The sequence below is a fragment of the Roseibium sp. MB-4 genome, from assembly GCF_053005265.1.
In genome coordinates this window covers 587,433-603,239 of the sequence record NZ_JBRKQB010000003.1, presented here as the reverse complement: position 1 = coordinate 603,239, position 15,807 = coordinate 587,433, and the positions used below count along the sequence as shown (strand labels likewise).

The 15,807-nt window shown below is 58.6% G+C and carries 15 protein-coding genes and 2 riboswitches; of the genes, 8 read left to right on the top strand and 7 right to left on the bottom strand.

The genetic code is table 11. From position 1 onward, the window contains the following. Positions 1-64: 64 nt before the first annotated feature. From ACVDG4_RS19305 to ACVDG4_RS19275, 7 genes are read right to left on the bottom strand one after another with little or no spacing between them, the layout of a single operon-like run. Positions 65-1,321, bottom strand: coding sequence for an ABC transporter substrate-binding protein (locus ACVDG4_RS19305; protein WP_447236305.1), 1,257 nt, complete (start codon positions 1,319-1,321; stop codon positions 65-67). Beyond that, on the bottom strand, positions 1,318-2,298 hold the full coding sequence (locus ACVDG4_RS19300) for a branched-chain amino acid ABC transporter permease (RefSeq protein WP_447236304.1): 981 nt from the start codon (positions 2,296-2,298) through the stop codon (positions 1,318-1,320). Before ACVDG4_RS19300 ends, ACVDG4_RS19305 begins: the two co-directional genes overlap by 4 nt. After that, positions 2,295-3,209, bottom strand: coding sequence for a branched-chain amino acid ABC transporter permease (locus ACVDG4_RS19295; protein WP_447236303.1), 915 nt, complete (start codon positions 3,207-3,209; stop codon positions 2,295-2,297). The genes ACVDG4_RS19300 and ACVDG4_RS19295 overlap by 4 nt, the downstream gene beginning before the upstream one ends. Continuing rightward, complete coding sequence (locus ACVDG4_RS19290) at positions 3,206-3,934, bottom strand: ABC transporter ATP-binding protein (protein WP_447236302.1); 729 nt, start codon at positions 3,932-3,934, stop codon at positions 3,206-3,208. Before ACVDG4_RS19290 ends, ACVDG4_RS19295 begins: the two co-directional genes overlap by 4 nt. Then, entirely contained in the window at positions 3,927-4,700 is a 774-nt protein-coding gene (locus ACVDG4_RS19285) for an ABC transporter ATP-binding protein (RefSeq protein WP_447236301.1), read from the bottom strand. The genes ACVDG4_RS19290 and ACVDG4_RS19285 overlap by 8 nt, the downstream gene beginning before the upstream one ends. Next, the gene (locus tag ACVDG4_RS19280) at positions 4,693-5,775 is read right to left on the bottom strand and encodes an aldo/keto reductase (protein WP_447236300.1); all 1,083 of its coding nucleotides are present in this window, start codon (positions 5,773-5,775) and stop codon (positions 4,693-4,695) included. The genes ACVDG4_RS19285 and ACVDG4_RS19280 overlap by 8 nt, the downstream gene beginning before the upstream one ends. Next, a complete protein-coding gene (locus ACVDG4_RS19275; RefSeq protein WP_447236299.1) occupies positions 5,772-6,182 on the bottom strand; it encodes a TIGR04076 family protein in 411 nt (136 codons plus the stop codon). Before ACVDG4_RS19275 ends, ACVDG4_RS19280 begins: the two co-directional genes overlap by 4 nt. Positions 6,183-6,294: 112 nt before the next feature. On the opposite strand from ACVDG4_RS19275, the gene ACVDG4_RS19270 reads away from it, so the two are divergent. The 8 genes from ACVDG4_RS19270 (at position 6,295) to ACVDG4_RS19235 (ending at position 15,807) form a co-directional block, all read left to right on the top strand. After that, positions 6,295-6,945 (top strand): GntR family transcriptional regulator, encoded by a 651-nt coding sequence (locus tag ACVDG4_RS19270; protein WP_447236298.1) that lies wholly within the window; start codon positions 6,295-6,297, stop codon positions 6,943-6,945. Between the two features lie 11 nt (positions 6,946-6,956). After that, positions 6,957-8,426: an aldo/keto reductase gene (locus ACVDG4_RS19265; protein WP_447236297.1), complete on the top strand. Its 1,470-nt coding sequence runs from the start codon at positions 6,957-6,959 to the stop codon at positions 8,424-8,426. 116 nt (positions 8,427-8,542) lie between these two features. Next, a riboswitch (cobalamin riboswitch) is annotated at positions 8,543-8,767 on the top strand. A gap of 205 nt (positions 8,768-8,972) precedes the next feature. Further along, positions 8,973-9,110: a hypothetical protein gene (locus ACVDG4_RS19260; RefSeq protein WP_428528426.1), complete on the top strand. Its 138-nt coding sequence runs from the start codon at positions 8,973-8,975 to the stop codon at positions 9,108-9,110. Beyond that, positions 9,110-9,868: a metal ABC transporter ATP-binding protein gene (locus ACVDG4_RS19255; protein WP_447236296.1), complete on the top strand. Its 759-nt coding sequence runs from the start codon at positions 9,110-9,112 to the stop codon at positions 9,866-9,868. Before ACVDG4_RS19260 ends, ACVDG4_RS19255 begins: the two co-directional genes overlap by 1 nt. Then, positions 9,861-10,763 (top strand): metal ABC transporter permease, encoded by a 903-nt coding sequence (locus ACVDG4_RS19250; RefSeq protein ID WP_447236295.1) that lies wholly within the window; start codon positions 9,861-9,863, stop codon positions 10,761-10,763. Before ACVDG4_RS19255 ends, ACVDG4_RS19250 begins: the two co-directional genes overlap by 8 nt. Continuing rightward, positions 10,760-11,656, top strand: a complete 897-nt coding sequence (locus tag ACVDG4_RS19245; RefSeq protein WP_447236294.1) for a metal ABC transporter solute-binding protein, Zn/Mn family — start codon at positions 10,760-10,762, stop codon at positions 11,654-11,656. The genes ACVDG4_RS19250 and ACVDG4_RS19245 overlap by 4 nt, the downstream gene beginning before the upstream one ends. A gap of 92 nt (positions 11,657-11,748) precedes the next feature. Beyond that, positions 11,749-11,962, top strand: a riboswitch (cobalamin riboswitch). A 537-nt stretch (positions 11,963-12,499) separates the two neighbouring features. After that, positions 12,500-15,421 (top strand): hydrogen gas-evolving membrane-bound hydrogenase subunit E, encoded by a 2,922-nt coding sequence (mbhE, locus tag ACVDG4_RS19240; protein ID WP_447236293.1) that lies wholly within the window; start codon positions 12,500-12,502, stop codon positions 15,419-15,421. Further along, complete coding sequence (locus ACVDG4_RS19235; RefSeq protein WP_209172494.1) at positions 15,418-15,807, top strand: NADH-quinone oxidoreductase subunit K; 390 nt, start codon at positions 15,418-15,420, stop codon at positions 15,805-15,807. Before mbhE ends, ACVDG4_RS19235 begins: the two co-directional genes overlap by 4 nt.

The window sequence follows — 15,807 nt, the reverse complement described above, 5'->3', positions numbered from 1 at the left end:
CCGGCATCAAAAAAAGCCAGGCTGCACCGGGCAGCCTGGCTTCGAACTTCACATTTGGAAAACCTTATTTCTTCAAGGATGCAATGAAAGCATCCACTTCGGTCAGGGACAGATATTCAACTTCTTCCGTTCCGCTGTCGGTGAACTTCCAAACGACTGCCGGTGCGGAGACGTCTCCATTGGCATCAAAGCGGACATTCCCAGTCGCGCCCTGGTACATCACGGTGCCGCCCTCCGCGAGCGTGGTTTTTGCGGCCTTGAACCCGGCGGTATCTGCAGTGATCGCCGTGCCATTCGGATCCGTCACCTTGACAACCGCTGCAGCGATGTCGGCACCGGAAGCATCCTTGCCGGCCGCTTCCATCGCAAGCAAGGCGATCATTGCTGCGTCAAAACTGTTTGCCAGACCCGGGCCGTTCGGCTGTGATCCGAATTTCGCTTCATAAGCCGCCTTGAAAGCATCCGCGCTCTCGACACGCGGCGACGCGGTATCTGTACCGAGGGCATTTCCGAGGTACTGCAGCCCGACGCTGTCCCGGAACTCATCGGATTTCAGAGAGTTCGCCAAGATCATGTTCTGTGTCCCACCAAGCGAAATCCACTCACGAACCGCCGACTTACCTTCCGTTGGATACAGCGCGAGGTAAAGCGCATCCGGCTGGCTCGTCAGAGCTTCGGTGACTTCGGCCCGATACGACGGCTGAGCGTCATTGATTGCAACATTCGCTGTCACTTCAATACCCGCGGCTGCGAAGTCTGCTGCGATCAGACGGGACATGTCCTGGCCCCAGTCATCGTTCTTGTAGAGAATGGCGACAGACTTCCAGCCCTTATCTGCAGCCACCTTCGCGCCTATTGCAGATTGCACGCCGGTGGTTGCAAAGGTCCGGAACCAGAGCCCGTTGGTCTTGCCTTCCTCTGACAGCTTGGTGAACGCCGTGGAAGAAGAACAGCAGGACATCTGCATGACACCGGCAGGTACCGTGACCGAGGTCAGGATCGGCATGGAAACCCCGGAGGAGACGGCACCGAGCAGAACCTTGATACCTTCCAGATCAACGAGCGCCTTCGCTGCATCGACGCCAACCTTCGGGTCCACCTGGGTGTCGCGCAAGACCATTTCGATGGAACAGCCAGCAGCGCCACCCGCTTCATTGACCTGATCAACGGCAAATTGCGCCACTTCGGCAATTGGCCGTCCCCAGTCGACGGATGTCGGCAATGCGGCGCCGATTTTTGTGGTGCAGTCCTGAGCCTGAACGCCCGTACTCAGCGTCGTCATGCCCGCTGCAACTGCGGCAAAAACTAGTGCTTTCTTCATGTTAGTCCCTCTGCTTGTGTCTTTCCCCGGCGTCCTCCTCCGGGTTGCGAAACGACCAGCCGCTCGGGGAACAGACCTTGTGGTCTCCAAAGCAGCATGCCGACAATCACCATGCCGATCAGAACGAACTGGATCGAACCGGTGTAAAGTTGAACCTCGACGGGCGCAAAGCGGGACAGGGCCCAGCCTGAGAACGTCCAGGAACCCCAAATCAAAAATGCTCCTGCCATTGCCCCCTTGTTGTTACCAGCCCCGCCGACAATCAGCATCGCCCAGATCTGAAACGTCAGGATCGGCAAAACATCCTGCGGGCTGACAAAGGCATAGAATGTTCCGTAAAGCGAACCCGCCAACCCGATAATCACGGATCCGGTGACGAAGGCTGCAAGCCGCACCTTATCGGGGGACTTGCCGAGAGACCGGGCTGCGGTTTCATCCTCCCGGATAGCCCGGAGCAAACGTCCGAAAGGGGAAACCGTAAGGCGCTCCAGAAAGACATAGACGAGGGTAAGGCAAATCAGAACGGCGATGAGGAACACCACATTATAGGTGAAGCCACTCCCAATAAGGCTTTGAAGCGGCCGTTCGAACCCTCTGATCCCCTGAGCCCCACCGGTAACGGCCGTTGCATTGCGCATGACATTTTCAAAGGCAACCGCCACCCCGAACGTTGCGATCGCGAGATAGTCATGCCGGAGACGCAAGGTGAGTTTGCCGACCACCCAGGCCAACACACCGGCGAAGATCATGCCGCCAAGGAGCGCGAGCGGATAAAAGAGCTCGAAACCACCCAAATGCCCATCTTGAGGCGTGCCACCAAGGATCAGTGTTCCGTAGGCTCCTGCCCCGAAGGAGGCAACAACACCGCCGTTGAACAGGCCCGTATTGCCCCACTGAAGGTTCAATCCCAACACAGCAATCGCGAGGATCCCGGCAACGGTTGAAAAGAACACTAGATAAGAAATGACGCCGATCATGCCCGCGCCTCCCCAAACAAACCGTTTGGGCGCACCAGAAGGACAGCCAGAATCATAAGAAAAGGCACTGAGGGGCTGTACCCGGATGGCAGGATCACCAACGCGAGGTTTGATGCTATGCCGACAATGAACCCACCGAGCACAGCGCCGTAAACGCTGCCGATGCCACCGACAATGGTCGCAGCAAAGATAGGTAGGACCAGATCCCGGCCCATGACGGGCGTGATTTGGTAGCTGAGGCCATAGAAGATCCCGGCAACCGCACCGAGCCCGCCGCCAATTATCCAGACAGCAGCGATCATGCGTTTGAGATTGACCCCGTGCACCTGAGCAAGGCTCGGGTTTTCGGCGACCGCGCGCAGGGAAAAGCCAAATGTTGTCCGCGACAAGACAAGGTGAAGGGCAAACATCAGGATCAAAGCCGCAATCAGCACAAAGACCTGATCCGGTTTGACGAGAAGCAACGGATCCCGCGAGAGGATCATCGCGAAGGCAATGTCCTTGGAATAGAGCTCCGCCGACAGGCCAAACACCAGACCGATGATATTACGGATGATGAGCGCCATGCCAAAGGATGCAAACACCATGGAGAGCTCTTCACCCTTTTGCCGGACCCGCTGAAAGATGAACCGGTCGATCAGGACAGCGGACAGCCCGGTGATCGCCATCGACAAGACGATCGAAATGGCGAGTGCACCTGTCATGGACAGCGGACCGATTTTCGTGGCCAAGATCGGCAAGAGGCTCTCGAAAACCTTGTCAAAAACCAAAGCGCAGTAAGCGCCGATCGACAAAAGCTCGGCGTGAGAGAAATTCGCGAAGCGCAGGATGTGCATGGCCATTGTCAAACCAATCGCGCCAAGCGACAGGAACGATCCGACCAGGATACCGTCGACAAGATGCTGGATCATGCCGGCACCCGCCTTTCCCCGCCGAGATAAATCCGGCCGAGCGCCGGGTCCTGCAAGAGATCCGTTGCGGACCCGTCAATCTGGTTTCGGCCCTCGGCGAGCACATAACAATGATCGGCCCGTTTCAGAGCCTGTTTGACGTTCTGCTCAACCAGCAAAATGGTCACGCCGAAGCTCGTAAGTTGTTTGGCATGATCGAGCACCTCTTCGGCAGCCTTGGGTGAAAGGCCCGCCGATGGTTCGTCCATCAGGATCAAAACTGGATCTGCTGCCAATGCCATGGCGACAGCGAGGAACTGCCGCTGCCCGCCGGACAAAGACCCCGCCTTGTCGCGCTGCTTCTCTGCAAGAACCGGAAAACGCTCGTAAAGTTGTGAGAGCCTTTCCGCAGCGTGCGCGTGTCTTTGCAAAGCCAGATCAAGGTTCTGGCGGATTGTCAGCGTCCTGAACACATTGTCCGTTTGCGGAACATAAGCAATGCCCACGCTTGTCATGCGATCAGGAGATAGGCCTGTGATGTCTTGACCGTTGGCTGTGATACTTCCGCTGGAAACCGGCAAAAGGCCGATAACTGCCTTGATCAAGGTCGACTTTCCTGCCCCGTTGGGGCCGATAATGACCGTCAGTTTTTCCTGTTCGGCAGTCACGGACACGTCCCGCAAGATCGGCAAATCCGGAACGTAGCCGGCAGTCAAATTGTCGACGGAAAGCACAGCATCAGGCATCGACCGGCGCTCCAAGATATGCGTCCAGTAGAACAGGATTGGACTGTGCTTCTTCTGCCGAACCTTCAAAGACCACTCGTCCCTCGGCAAGGGCGATTACCGGATCGCAGTGGCGCATCACGAAATCCATATCGTGTTCAATGATGAGGAAGGTTTTTCCAGACCGGTTGAGCTCTTCGATTTTGCCGATCAGAACTTCCGTGAGTGCCGGGTTCACCCCTGCAGCCGGTTCGTCCAAGAGGATCAGTTTCGGATCGCCCATCAGGACACGGGCCAATTCCAGCAGCTTCATCTGACCGCCCGATATCTTGCCGGCCGGCTGGTCCGCGAGCGGACGGAGTGTCACGAAGTCGAGCACTTCGAGGGCGCGCTTTCGAATGGCTGCTTCCTCCCGGCGGATCCGGGCACGGCCAAAAACCGGAGCCAGCAGCCACTCACCGCTTTGATCCAGCGGCGCAAGCATGACATTTTCCAGAACACTCATCCGCTTGAAAGGGCGCGGGATCTGAAAGGTCCTGCCAAGACCGGCGGCGAAACGGCGTTCCGGCGCAAGGCTCGAAATGTCCTGACCATCAAACACCACCCGGCCGGCACTTGGCGCCAGGTCTCCGGCGACGACGTTGAAAAGTGTCGACTTACCGGCACCATTTGGGCCAATAAGACCAGTGATCGACCCGCTCCGGATATCCAGCGACACCCCATCCACAGCAAGAAAATCGCCGAAGGCGCGCGAGACGTCCGCCAGTCTAAGGATCGGCTCACCCATTGACCGCCCCCAACACGGCATCGTCCGGGCGGGTGTTAAGATTGTATTTCATGATCCGCCCATGACGGCCGTTCCGGTCTCGTTCCAGCCCAAACACGTCACCTTGTGGGCCCGGCGCCGTTTGCAGCAGTGCGTCAATGCGCGAGAGATCCTCTGCATCCAGCTCAAATTGGAAGACTTCCAGGGTTTTCGGCAAGTGGCGTGCATAGCGCGCGCCGACAATGGCCGCTGCGACCTGGGACTGCTGCAACACCCAGCGGGTCGCAACTGAGCTCAAGGACACACTGTGACGACGTCCAATGTCATTGAGCAAAAGAAGCAGGGTTTGAAACCCGTCCCAGGTTCCAAATTCATCAATGATAAGGCGGTATTTGATCAGGGAGCGGTTTTCGAACTGAAATCCCGGGTCGGGCTTTCCGAGCCAGTTTTCAGTCAAGAACCCGCCGGCCAACGTGCCATAACATAGAAGCTGGACATCATGAGCCGCTCCCCATGGCGCCAGGACCTTGGCAGCGCGTCGGTCTAGCACAGAGTACTGCACCTGTGTCGAAACCAGATCGATTCCAGCATCCAGATAAGGCGCAGTTTCCTTGACGTCCCAGTTGGTGACCCCAAGATGGGCGATCTTGCCTTTTTCCTGACAGCGCTTGAGCGTCTCCATCGCCTTGACCGGCGCACCGATCGACGTATCCCACCAGTAGAACTGCACCAGATGCAAACGGTCGATTTTCAAACGCTGGAGCGACCGGTCGACAATCGCTTCGACCTCGTCTGCCGTGAGTTCGGCAAGCCTCTCCAGATCCGGCACCAGTTTGGTGTGAACCTGCACCCGATCCACAATCTCTGCCCCACGCCGCTTACGAACATCTGAGATGAAGCTGCCAATCATCTCTTCCACGCCGGTGTAAATATCTGCGCAGTCGAAGGATGTGATCCCTGCGTCAAGAAAGGCTTCCATATCCGCAATAGCGGTAGCAGGCTCCACCGGGCCATGATCGCCGGCAAGTTGCCAACCGCCCTTGATAACGCGGGAAATGGCATACCCAGGCCGGAGGTCTGCGGTTTCAGCTGTCATTCCGCCTCGTCTTTCTGCCAGTAAGGTGTGCTGCGCTGATCGGGTAGTCCGGTTGTCTCTGAATGGCTGAACCAACGCTTTTTCGTCCGTGTGATCCGGAACCGCCCGCCGCAATGCGGATCTGGACAGGCAACTTCCGCATCCGTGCTCATCCAGTCGTTTGGACTTGTGGGGCGTTGTTTTGCAGGAAGGAGCGGCAACACGGCAGCGAGCGCGTACATAGACACCCGCTGCCCCTCGTTGAAGACCAGCGCTTCCCCCTCGACCGCGAAACTCTCGCCTTCGACATGCCGACACACAGGTGTTCGACCGTCCAGAACCGTCTCGACTTTCAAGTCATAGAGCCAGAAGCCGTCGCCAGCCTCTGCCGCTTCAACACAGTCCGACCCGTCTAAATCTTCCGCCACCGCGCTCCCCACTTTTTTGTTTTGGCGCCTTGCTTGTGATCTGTGATATTTTATACCATGTCTCAAAACCGGATTGTCAAGACAAGAAGCCTACGCGGCCAAAGGCACAGGGATGAACGAGCCAAAGATTGCCAGGATCGATCAGTCGAAACTGAGGGAAAGCGTCTATGAAGAGTTGCGTGACGCTTTCACGCGCGGCGTTTTTGCTCCGGGGGAAAGTGTAAGCCTGCGCACACTGGCTGATCAGCTCGGCACCTCAATGACGCCGGTGCGGGAAGCCGTACGCCGTCTCGTGGCTGAGGGGGCGTTGGTGGATACGCCCAGCCGGACACTAGAAGTGCCGCCTTTCGATGCCGACCGCATGCGTGAGCTGAAGTCCGCCCGTTTGGCTCTTGAGGCAATCCTGCTCGACGAAGCCATCGACCACATGGATGACGCTGCGATCGATGCTCTTGCTGCAATCATTGCCCGGTCGCGGCCCGAAGGCGAGTTACCGGACCTCACCCAAAACTATGAATTTCACTTTACCCTTTACCGGCAGTCCCGATCCCGGGTCATCCTGCCGCTCGTTGAGGCGTTGTGGCTCCAGTACGGAGCTTTTTTGAACCTCGTCGTTCAGGAAAAGGCCGCCTCAGAAATCCCGGAACACATCCATCACGAAGAGATCATCGCAGCATTGCGTGCCAAAGACCGGGCAGCCGCGCAAAAGGCTCTTGCCCTGGACATTGAACGCAGTTTCAAGCTGCTCCTGCCGGAAAACTGAAGGATCCAGTCATGACCCTCCATCCGCCGCGCCAGATCCTAGCTGACGGCCTGGAAATCAGCCGTGTTTTGACAGGCCTCTGGCAGGTCGCCGATATCGAAAAGAACGGTTCGGAACTCGACCCGGAAAAAGGTGCGGATCACCTGGAAGCCTATCTGAAGGCCGGATTTTCCACCTTCGACATGGCCGATCACTATGGCAGCGCTGAGATCATCTCCGGGCGATTGCTCGCGCGCCATGATGGACAGAACCGCCCCCAGGTCTTCACCAAATGGTGTCCGGAACCGGGCCCGATGACGGCCGACGTCGTGCGCGCAGGCGTTCAGGAACGGCTCGACCGGCTGGGCACGGACTGCGTTGATCTCCTACAGTTTCATTGGTGGAGTTTTGAACACCCGGCCTGGCTGGACGCCCTTCATGAAATGACAAAACTGAAGGACGAGGGCCTGATCAGGGCACTCGGCGTCACCAATTTCGATGCCGCGCACCTGCGCCTTGCGCTGTCGGACGGCATTCCGCTTGTCAGCAATCAGGTTTCGTTTTCCATGATCGACCGGCGGGCGCTTGGCCCCTTGTCCGATCTGTGTGCGGAAAGAGACGTCCGGTTGCTTGGTTACGGCACGTTGTGTGGCGGCTTCCTGTCGGATCGCTGGCTCGGCAAACCTGAACCTGCAGACATCACCGACTGGTCGAAAATGAAGTACAAGCGCTTCATCGACGCTGCCGGTGGCTGGGACGGATTTCAGGCGATATTGAAAGCAGCCAATTCCATAGCGCAAAAACACGATGTCTCACTCGCCAACGTGGCGACGCGCTGGGTTTTGGAGCAATCGGCAGTCGCCGGTGTGATTGTCGGTGCCCGGCTAGGTGAAAGCGAGCATATGGCAGACAATGCAAAGCTGTTCTCCTTCGCCCTCGATGAAGAAGACAACACGCGGTTGGGCAAGGCTTTTTCACAGACAACACCGGTCCCGGGGGACTGCGGCGATGAATACCGCCGACCGCCATTTCTAACGGCCTCCGGTGATCTCAGTCATCACCTGTCTGAAATGCCGCGTGCTCATGCGGCAGCCCCGGCACCTCACCGTCCGGATGCAACTCATGTTTTGACAGGATCCGACTGGGAGGAGATTGCCGGATATTGCCGGGCCCATCGGATCGGCAACCGCATTCTTGTCTCGGGCACGACCGCGGTGGCCGGCGCGTCCCGGGCCGTTGCGCCAGAAGACGCCGCCGCACAGACCACCTTCATTCTCGACAAGATCCTCGCCGCGCTTTCAGCGCTTGGCGCGACTGCAAATGATGTTGTTCGAACACGCATCTTTATCACGGATGAGGCCGATGTGTTCGACATCTCCCGCGCCCATGGCCGCGTTTTCTCGGACATCAAGCCGGCAAACACACTTGTGGTCGTTGCCGGATTGATCGGCGATCACAAGGTGGAAATTGAGGCCGAGGCTTTGTTGCAGGGCGATGCCTGACGGCACCAACTCGCATGTCTAACACGTTCTTCCTTGGTTTTTGCACGCCCTATTCAGTGACCTGTAAGGTCCCGCTGAATAAGATAAATTCCGTATTGATCATTCGCGTCTGCACAAATAGTCTGAGCGCTGATGGTTCCCGCGGAACGAAATCGCTGCGGGATGAAAAGGGAACACGGTGAGGAAGAGCCGCAAGGGCGCCTAATCCGTGACTGCCCCCGCAACTGTGAGCGGAGAGCGACCCCGAACGACGCCACTGGGCCCATGATCGCATGGCCCGGGAAGGTACGGGGAAGCTTCGACCCGCGAGTCAGGAGACCTGCCATCGCAACCACAACAACCCGGGCGGGGTGTCCCGGAGGGAGAAGCCAATGTGCCACGCGGCCGACACTGCCGTTCGACAATATGGTCTCGCCATGCCCCCGTCTCATCGGAGGTGGCGATGCGCCCGATTGCGATTCGAAACAATTTTCCAGCCCACGGCGATAACCGGGTCATTGCACCCGAGCTGATCCCCACCATCTCCAAACATCGCGAGTTGTCCCGATGACCCGGCGCGCTGCTTCAAAGGCGCTTCCGGCGAGCCGGTTTCCGTGCCTGACGGAAATGAGCCTGCCGGCCCTCATCGGCGGTGCTGCCGGTCTGTCCGCCGCGCTCTGGCTTGCAATTCTGGCGGTGCTTTGATGACGGCAGTTGTCGAAATCCGGAATCTTGCTCTGGGATATCCCGAGCTGACGTTGTTCAAGCATTTATCGTTGGACATTCAAGCCGGAACCACCCTGGCGGTACTCGGCGCCAACGGCTCGGGCAAGAGCACCTTCGTCAAGATGCTGCTTGGGTTGATGGATCCCCTTGCCGGCCGTGTCACCTGGCCGGCCGGGCGCCCGCAGGAAGTCGGCTATCTGGCACAATTGACCGAATTTGACCGTAGATTCCCGATCCGCGTCCGGGATCTTGCAGCCATGGGCGCCTGGCGCGGGTTTGGCCTTTGGTCAGGCCTTGGCCGCACGGGGCGGAACCGGGTGGCAGCAGCGCTTGAGGAAGCCGGCATTCTGGATCTGGCAGACCGATCGCTCCACACGCTGTCCGGCGGGCAACTGCAGCGGGCCTTGTTTGCCCGCGTGATCCTGCAGGACGCTCCCTTGATCCTGCTCGATGAACCTTTTGCTGCGGTTGACCAAAGCACCGAAGCGCACCTCCTTTCGATCATCGATCGCTGGCGCGCCGAAGGCCGGGCGGTCGTGCTTGTTGTGCATGACCTGTCCTCTGTTCTCGATCACTGCAGCCATGCCCTGCTTCTGGGCGGTGGGATGGCAACTCAGGGGACGGTTGAAGAGGTTTTGACGCCAGACCGGCTCGTTGCCCAGGGGTACATGTCCGAAAGCCAGGCCTCTTGGATGTTCCGGGGCAACGCCCAACGGAGGGAGGCTGCCCATGTTTGAACTTTTTTCGGAGATGTGGGACTTCGTCTTCATGCGGCGTGCCTTTGTCGCGACCACCGTCCTTTCGGCCTCTGTTGCTCCGATCGGAGCATTTTTGGTCCTGCGGCGGCTATCCCTTGCCGGAGAAGCCATGGCGCATGCGATCACGCCCGGCATCGTCATCGGCTTTGTCACCGCCGGTTTGTCTGTGGTGTCTTTGCTGGTCGGTGGGCTCGTAGCCGGCGTCGGCGTTGCGATCCTGACCGCGCTTCTTGCGCGCAAAACAATCCTGCGCAGCGATGCCAGCCTGGCGTCCCTTTATCTTATCGCCCTGGCTGCCGGGATCTTCATTCTGTCGGCGGCCGGATCCGCCGTACCGCTGAAGAGCTTCCTGTTCGGCTCCATCCTCGGAATTGACGATGCGTCGATGATGCTCGTCGGCGGTGTTGCGACCGTGACCCTGATCGCCTTTGCAATCCTGCTCCGGCCGCTCATTGTCAGCACCTGCGATCCGATCTTCTTCGAGGCCCAGACCCGGCGGCCATGGCTGGTCGACCAGGGGTTCATGCTGCTTCTGGTGCTGAACCTGCTTGCCGCCTTCAAGACGCTCGGAACTTTGATGGCGGTCGGCTTGATGATCTTGCCGGCGACAGCTGCCCGCTATTGGGCAAGCACGATCACCGGCCAACTTGTGCTGGGTTTCGTCTTTGCCCTTGCCAGCTGCTGGATCGGCCTGACCCTTTCCTACCTGTTTCCCGAGACTCCCTCGGGGCCTGCCATCGTCCTGGTGGCCGGCGGTTTCTTCCTGATTTCGGCCCTCTTCGGACCGCTCGGATTCGGCGCCCGCCTGCGCAAACCGTCACCCAAGACAATACCTTCTATCGAACAAACCTACATTGAAGAGAGAACTCAATGAGCCTTTTGAAAACCCTGGCCGCAGGTTTCGTGGCCACATCGCTGGCGATTGCGAGCCTACCGGCCAGCGCACAGGGCGACATCCAGGTCGTCGCCAGCTTCTCGATCCTTGGCGACATGGTCGAGCAGGTGGTGGGCGATTATGCGAGCGTGACCACGATCGTCGGTCCGGATGCCGATGCCCACGTCTATCAGCCGTCGGTCGCCGATGCGAAAGCGGTTGCGAAGGCCGATGTGATCTTCGTCAACGGCCTCGGCTTTGAAACCTGGTCGGACACCTTGATCAAGGAATCCGGCACGGAGGCAGCCGTCTTTGTGGCAACGGAAGGCGTCACTCCGGTGAAGGTCGACGGGGAAACCGACCCGCATGCCTGGAACTCCCTGACAAATGGCGCCATCTACGTGCGCAACATTGCAGATGCCATGGGCAAGGCCCTGCCCGAGCATGCCGATGGCTTCACCGCAAACGCGGACGCCTACATTGCAAGGCTGGAAGCGCTCGACAAGGAAACCCGTAAGAAGCTTGCCGCTCTTCCGGAAGATCGCCGCACGGTCGTCACGGCGCATGACGCCTTCGGCTATCTCGCCGACGCTTACGGCCTGACCTTCCTCGCACCGGTCGGCATCGACACCGAAGCCGAGCCGTCCGCGCGGGATCTTGCCGTGTTGATCGCGCAGCTGAAAGAGCAAGGCGCAGCCGCCCTCTTCGTTGAAAACATCACCAGCCCGGCGCTTGTCCAGCAGATCTCCGATGAAACCGGCATCGAAATCGGCGGACGTCTGTTCTCTGACGCTCTGTCGGAACGCGGCGGACCTGCGACCAGCTACGAGGCCATGTTCCAGCACAATCTCGGCACACTGCTCGAGGCACTCGGCAAACAGAACGCAAGCTGAGCGACATGGAACAATGAAGGCGACGATCTCCCGTCGCCTTCAATACATACGCCTGCCGCCTGTTTGGACGAGTTGACACGCTTCATATGGCAGGTGAGACTGATGATGATGGTTCCCGGCGGTGACTCGCTCACCTTGGGATGAAAAGGGAATACGGTGCGGCTTTAAGCAACAAAGCCAAATCCGTGACTGCCCCCGCAACTGTGAGCGGAGAGCAACCTTGAACTGGCCACTGGGTGATCCCGGGAAGGCTCAGGGAAGCTAAGACCCGCAAGTCAGGAGACCTGCCATCGTTCTGTAACTCAAACCCGGGCGGGGTGCTCCGGCGGAGAAGGACGATATGGTATTCGTGACCACAGGCCAGATGCCTGCATCCAACTCTGTTCCAGTCCATGCCCCGCACAGACGCGGAGGGCGTAATGAACCGGAATACGACACAAGACATAGCCAGCAATCTTCTCAATTTGACTGAAAGCTTGAGCCAGCGTGCCCAAAGGGCCATGCGCCCAAATGGTGCGGGCGGCTCTGAAACCCTGGAAACAGTGCAACACGTGATCGCTTTCGCGCCCTCATCAGAGAGGACTGCAGAAACTGGGCAACCGTTGTTTAACGGTCCCTCTTTGAGCAAGCGAGTGCGTTGAGAGTAGCGAATAGCGGAATTCCACCGGCGCATATCACGGTTGGAAACGCATGTTCAGGTTTCCGAACATGAGCTTGAAAAAGGTGTTCGGAAGCCCGAACACTGCCAACAGAGAACTACTCGTAACTTATTGAATTTACGTAATAAGGCCGGATGGCACTGCAATTGCTAACGTCCTAGAGACGATCAATTGAGGTGCCAACATGTTTTCAAACACGCTTGATAGCTCTGCTATCGCCAGCTGGATGCCCGGAGAGGCCATTCCAAGCTTGCTGGTGATCGCTTTTCTAGGTGCTGCGCTCAGCTTCCTGGTCCTGCCGCGGCTCGGCAAGGCTGCCGGCCCCGTCGCCGCATTGTTGCCTGCAGGCCTGTTTGTGGCCTTCATGACTTACGTGCCTGTCATGGCGTATGGCGAGGGCGTTCCGACAATCCTCCAAACGGTGCAATGGGTTCCATCGCTCGGCATCAACTTCGATGTGCGCCTCGACGGGTTTTCCCTGTTGTTCGCCTTGATGATCACAGGCATCGGATCCCTGGTGGTTCTCTATGCAGGGTCGTATTTTGCAGAAAAACCTGCGGATGACCGGGGACGCTTCCTAAGCTACATTCTCCTATTCATGGCCGCGATGCTCGGCACCGTTTTGTCCGACAACGTGATCGTGATGTTCGTCTTCTGGGAAATGACGAGCCTCTTGTCCTTCCTGCTCATCGGCTTCAATTCCACCTCGATTGAAGCACGCAAGGCGGCACTGCAGTCACTGGTGATCACCGCCGGTGGCGGTTTGGCGCTGTTCGGCGGTCTGCTCATCATGGGTATGGAAGCCGGCACCTTCTCGCTGCTTGAAATCACAAGCAACCCAGGCCTGGTGACCGACAGCACATGGTTCGGTGTGATTGCCGCCCTGGTCCTGATCGGTGCCTTCACCAAGTCCGCGCAGTTCCCGTTCCATTTCTGGCTGCCGAATGCAATGCAGGCGCCGACACCGGCTTCCGCTTATCTCCATTCTGCAACAATGGTGAAGCTGGGCATCTTCTTGCTGGCCCGGTTCGACCCGATCTTGAGCGCCTCGCCGACCGTGATCGTAATCATGGTTGCCGTTGGCCTGACCACGATGCTGGTTGCCGCACTGATGGCGCTTCGGGCTGATGGTTTGAAAGCTATTCTTGCTTATTCGACAGTGGCCTCTCTAGGCCTGCTGGTGACGCTTATCGGCCTTCAGGGCCCCGGAAGCTCGATCGGCATCGCCGGGTTCATTCTCGCCCACTCGCTCTACAAAGCCGCGCTGTTCTTCTGCGCAGGCATTGTCATTCACGCGACCGGAGCGACGCGGGTCCGGGATCTCGGTGCACTCTTCGGCCTGCTGCCGCTGACCGCAATCGCGGCAATCCTCGCCAGCTTGTCCATGGCCGGCCTGCCGCCGTTCGTTGGGTTCATCGCCAAGGAATATGTCTTCGAGGCAAAACTCGACTCGTCCTTTGCGGCCGTCGTGACGTTTGTTGCGGTTCTGGTGAACTCGGTGCTGGTCGCAATTGCAGGTATCTTCGCGCTTCGCCCGTTCTTCGGCAAAGCAACGGCCTACACTGAAAAACCGAAACATGGCGAAACGATCGGGATGACTACCGGACCCGTTGTTCTGGCAGCCCTCGGCGTATTCTTCGGCCTGTTCGCAGATATCCCGCAGTACTTCATTGTCGGACCGGCGGCTGTCGCCCTGCAGGGCGCCCCCTTCTATGTGTCCTTCGAGCTGTGGCATGGCATCACGCCGATGCTTGGCCTGTCCGCTCTGGTTGTTCTGATTGGCGGCCTTCTCGTCTGGAAATGGACACCGATCCATGAGGCCATGCTGCGCCTGTCGTTCATCGATCGCTTTTCCTTTGAAAAGGGCTATGACGCGATCTTTGGCGGTCTCCTCAGCCTTGCGCAGAGCACAACACGCACAGTCCAGAATGGTCAGATGCGGACCTATGTCGCTGTGACCATTGCCGTGGTCACGGGTGCTCTGGCCTACGCAGTGCTCGCCGGTGAAACCTTTGCCGGCGCCGCCGGCCTCACATTGCCGCCGCTCGCTGCGGATGAAATCCGGCCGTACCTCTTGATTGTTTGTACGCTCATCGCACTTGGGGGCATCGTTGCGGCGATCTCCCGTTCGATGGTTGTCTCACTCGTCGGCGTGGGGCTTTCGGGCTATGGCATTGCATTGGTCTTCTTGAAGAACGGCGCGCCTGACCTCGCTCTGACACAGTTCCTTGTCGAGACACTTCTGGTCGTCATCGTCTCTGCAGTCCTGGTCAAGATGCCAGCGATTGCCGATGGGCTGCGCAGCTATTCCAAGTTTGACCTGCGGACCGGGGACGCGCTGTTGTCGACCGTCTTTGCCGGTGCGTTGTTTGTCGTGCTCCTGTCAATTGCGGCCAAGCCGTTCAATCCGACGGTCACCGAATACTACGCCGTCACAAGTCTATCGGAGGCGTTCGGCCGCAACGTGGTCAACGTGATCCTGGTCGACTTCCGGGCTCTGGATACGCTTGGAGAGATTGCCGTTGTCGCATTCGCGGCCATCGCAGCCTGGGCGGTCCTGACCGGCGGCAATCCACCATCGAAAACCGCAAAGGCGGGCGTTGCTACAAACCGCGCCGTGCCGTCTTTGATCTTCGAGACGACGGCACGGATGTTCTTCTTCCTGATGCTCATCGTGTCGGTGTGGGTTCTGTTCCGCGGTCACAACGAGCCGGGCGGCGGGTTCATCGGTGGTTTGATTGCCTCAGCAGGGTTTGCAGTGCTCGCACTGGCCTTGGGCGTCGACTTCGCACGCCGGAGACTGCTCCTGCATCCAGTCGCCTGGATGGGTATCGGTCTGACCCTGGCCATCCTGTCCGGTGTCCCGGGCGCCATCATCAACGAGTCGTTCCTCACACACCAATGGGTCAACCTGAACCTCGGCGTGACCTCGTTGAAGCTTGGCACCACCTATCTTTTCGACATTGGTGTCTACCTGACAGTGATCGGCGGCGTTCTCGCCTTCCTCATTCGGGTTCAACAGCAAAACAGTGGCGGCGATGACGCCACCATTGCCGCTGGCGATGTCACGAAATCCAACATCTCAACTCAAGGAGCGTCGGCATGATCTACGTTTATGCGGCTACCATCGCCATCGTTGCAGGAGCTGGGATCTACATGATCCTTGCACAGAACATCGTGCGGATCATTTTGGGCGTCGCCCTGCTCGCCGCCTCGGCCAACCTGCTGATCTTCCTGTCCGGCCGGCTTGGCTCGGTCACGCCGCCGATCATCCGGCAAGACGCGGAAGTGTTGGGCAGTTATGCCGCCAATCCACTGCCGCAAGCCCTGGTACTGACGGCGATTGTGATTGGCTTTGCTCTCACCGCCTATGCCGTCGCGCTCGCCGTGAAAGGCTACAAGTCGCTGGGCACCATGGATACGAGCCAGATGCATGACGCAGAAGATCTCGGATCGCCGTTCGCAGCAAAATCAGCACCAAAACAAGGCTGA

Coding starts and splice junctions, on each gene's coding strand:
- ACVDG4_RS19265 (WP_447236297.1), top strand. CDS start 6,957: ATGACCCTCCATCCGCCGCGCCAGATCCTAGCTGACGGCCTGGAAATC.
- ACVDG4_RS19260 (WP_428528426.1), top strand. CDS start 8,973: ATGACCCGGCGCGCTGCTTCAAAGGCGCTTCCGGCGAGCCGGTTTCCG.
- mbhE (WP_447236293.1), top strand. CDS start 12,500: ATGTTTTCAAACACGCTTGATAGCTCTGCTATCGCCAGCTGGATGCCC.
- ACVDG4_RS19295 (WP_447236303.1), bottom strand. CDS start 3,209: ATGATCCAGCATCTTGTCGACGGTATCCTGGTCGGATCGTTCCTGTCG.
- ACVDG4_RS19255 (WP_447236296.1), top strand. CDS start 9,110: ATGACGGCAGTTGTCGAAATCCGGAATCTTGCTCTGGGATATCCCGAG.
- ACVDG4_RS19300 (WP_447236304.1), bottom strand. CDS start 2,298: ATGATCGGCGTCATTTCTTATCTAGTGTTCTTTTCAACCGTTGCCGGG.
- ACVDG4_RS19280 (WP_447236300.1), bottom strand. CDS start 5,775: ATGACAGCTGAAACCGCAGACCTCCGGCCTGGGTATGCCATTTCCCGC.
- ACVDG4_RS19245 (WP_447236294.1), top strand. CDS start 10,760: ATGAGCCTTTTGAAAACCCTGGCCGCAGGTTTCGTGGCCACATCGCTG.
- ACVDG4_RS19305 (WP_447236305.1), bottom strand. CDS start 1,321: ATGAAGAAAGCACTAGTTTTTGCCGCAGTTGCAGCGGGCATGACGACG.
- ACVDG4_RS19290 (WP_447236302.1), bottom strand. CDS start 3,934: ATGCCTGATGCTGTGCTTTCCGTCGACAATTTGACTGCCGGCTACGTT.
- ACVDG4_RS19270 (WP_447236298.1), top strand. CDS start 6,295: ATGAACGAGCCAAAGATTGCCAGGATCGATCAGTCGAAACTGAGGGAA.
- ACVDG4_RS19285 (WP_447236301.1), bottom strand. CDS start 4,700: ATGGGTGAGCCGATCCTTAGACTGGCGGACGTCTCGCGCGCCTTCGGC.
- ACVDG4_RS19235 (WP_209172494.1), top strand. CDS start 15,418: ATGATCTACGTTTATGCGGCTACCATCGCCATCGTTGCAGGAGCTGGG.
- ACVDG4_RS19250 (WP_447236295.1), top strand. CDS start 9,861: ATGTTTGAACTTTTTTCGGAGATGTGGGACTTCGTCTTCATGCGGCGT.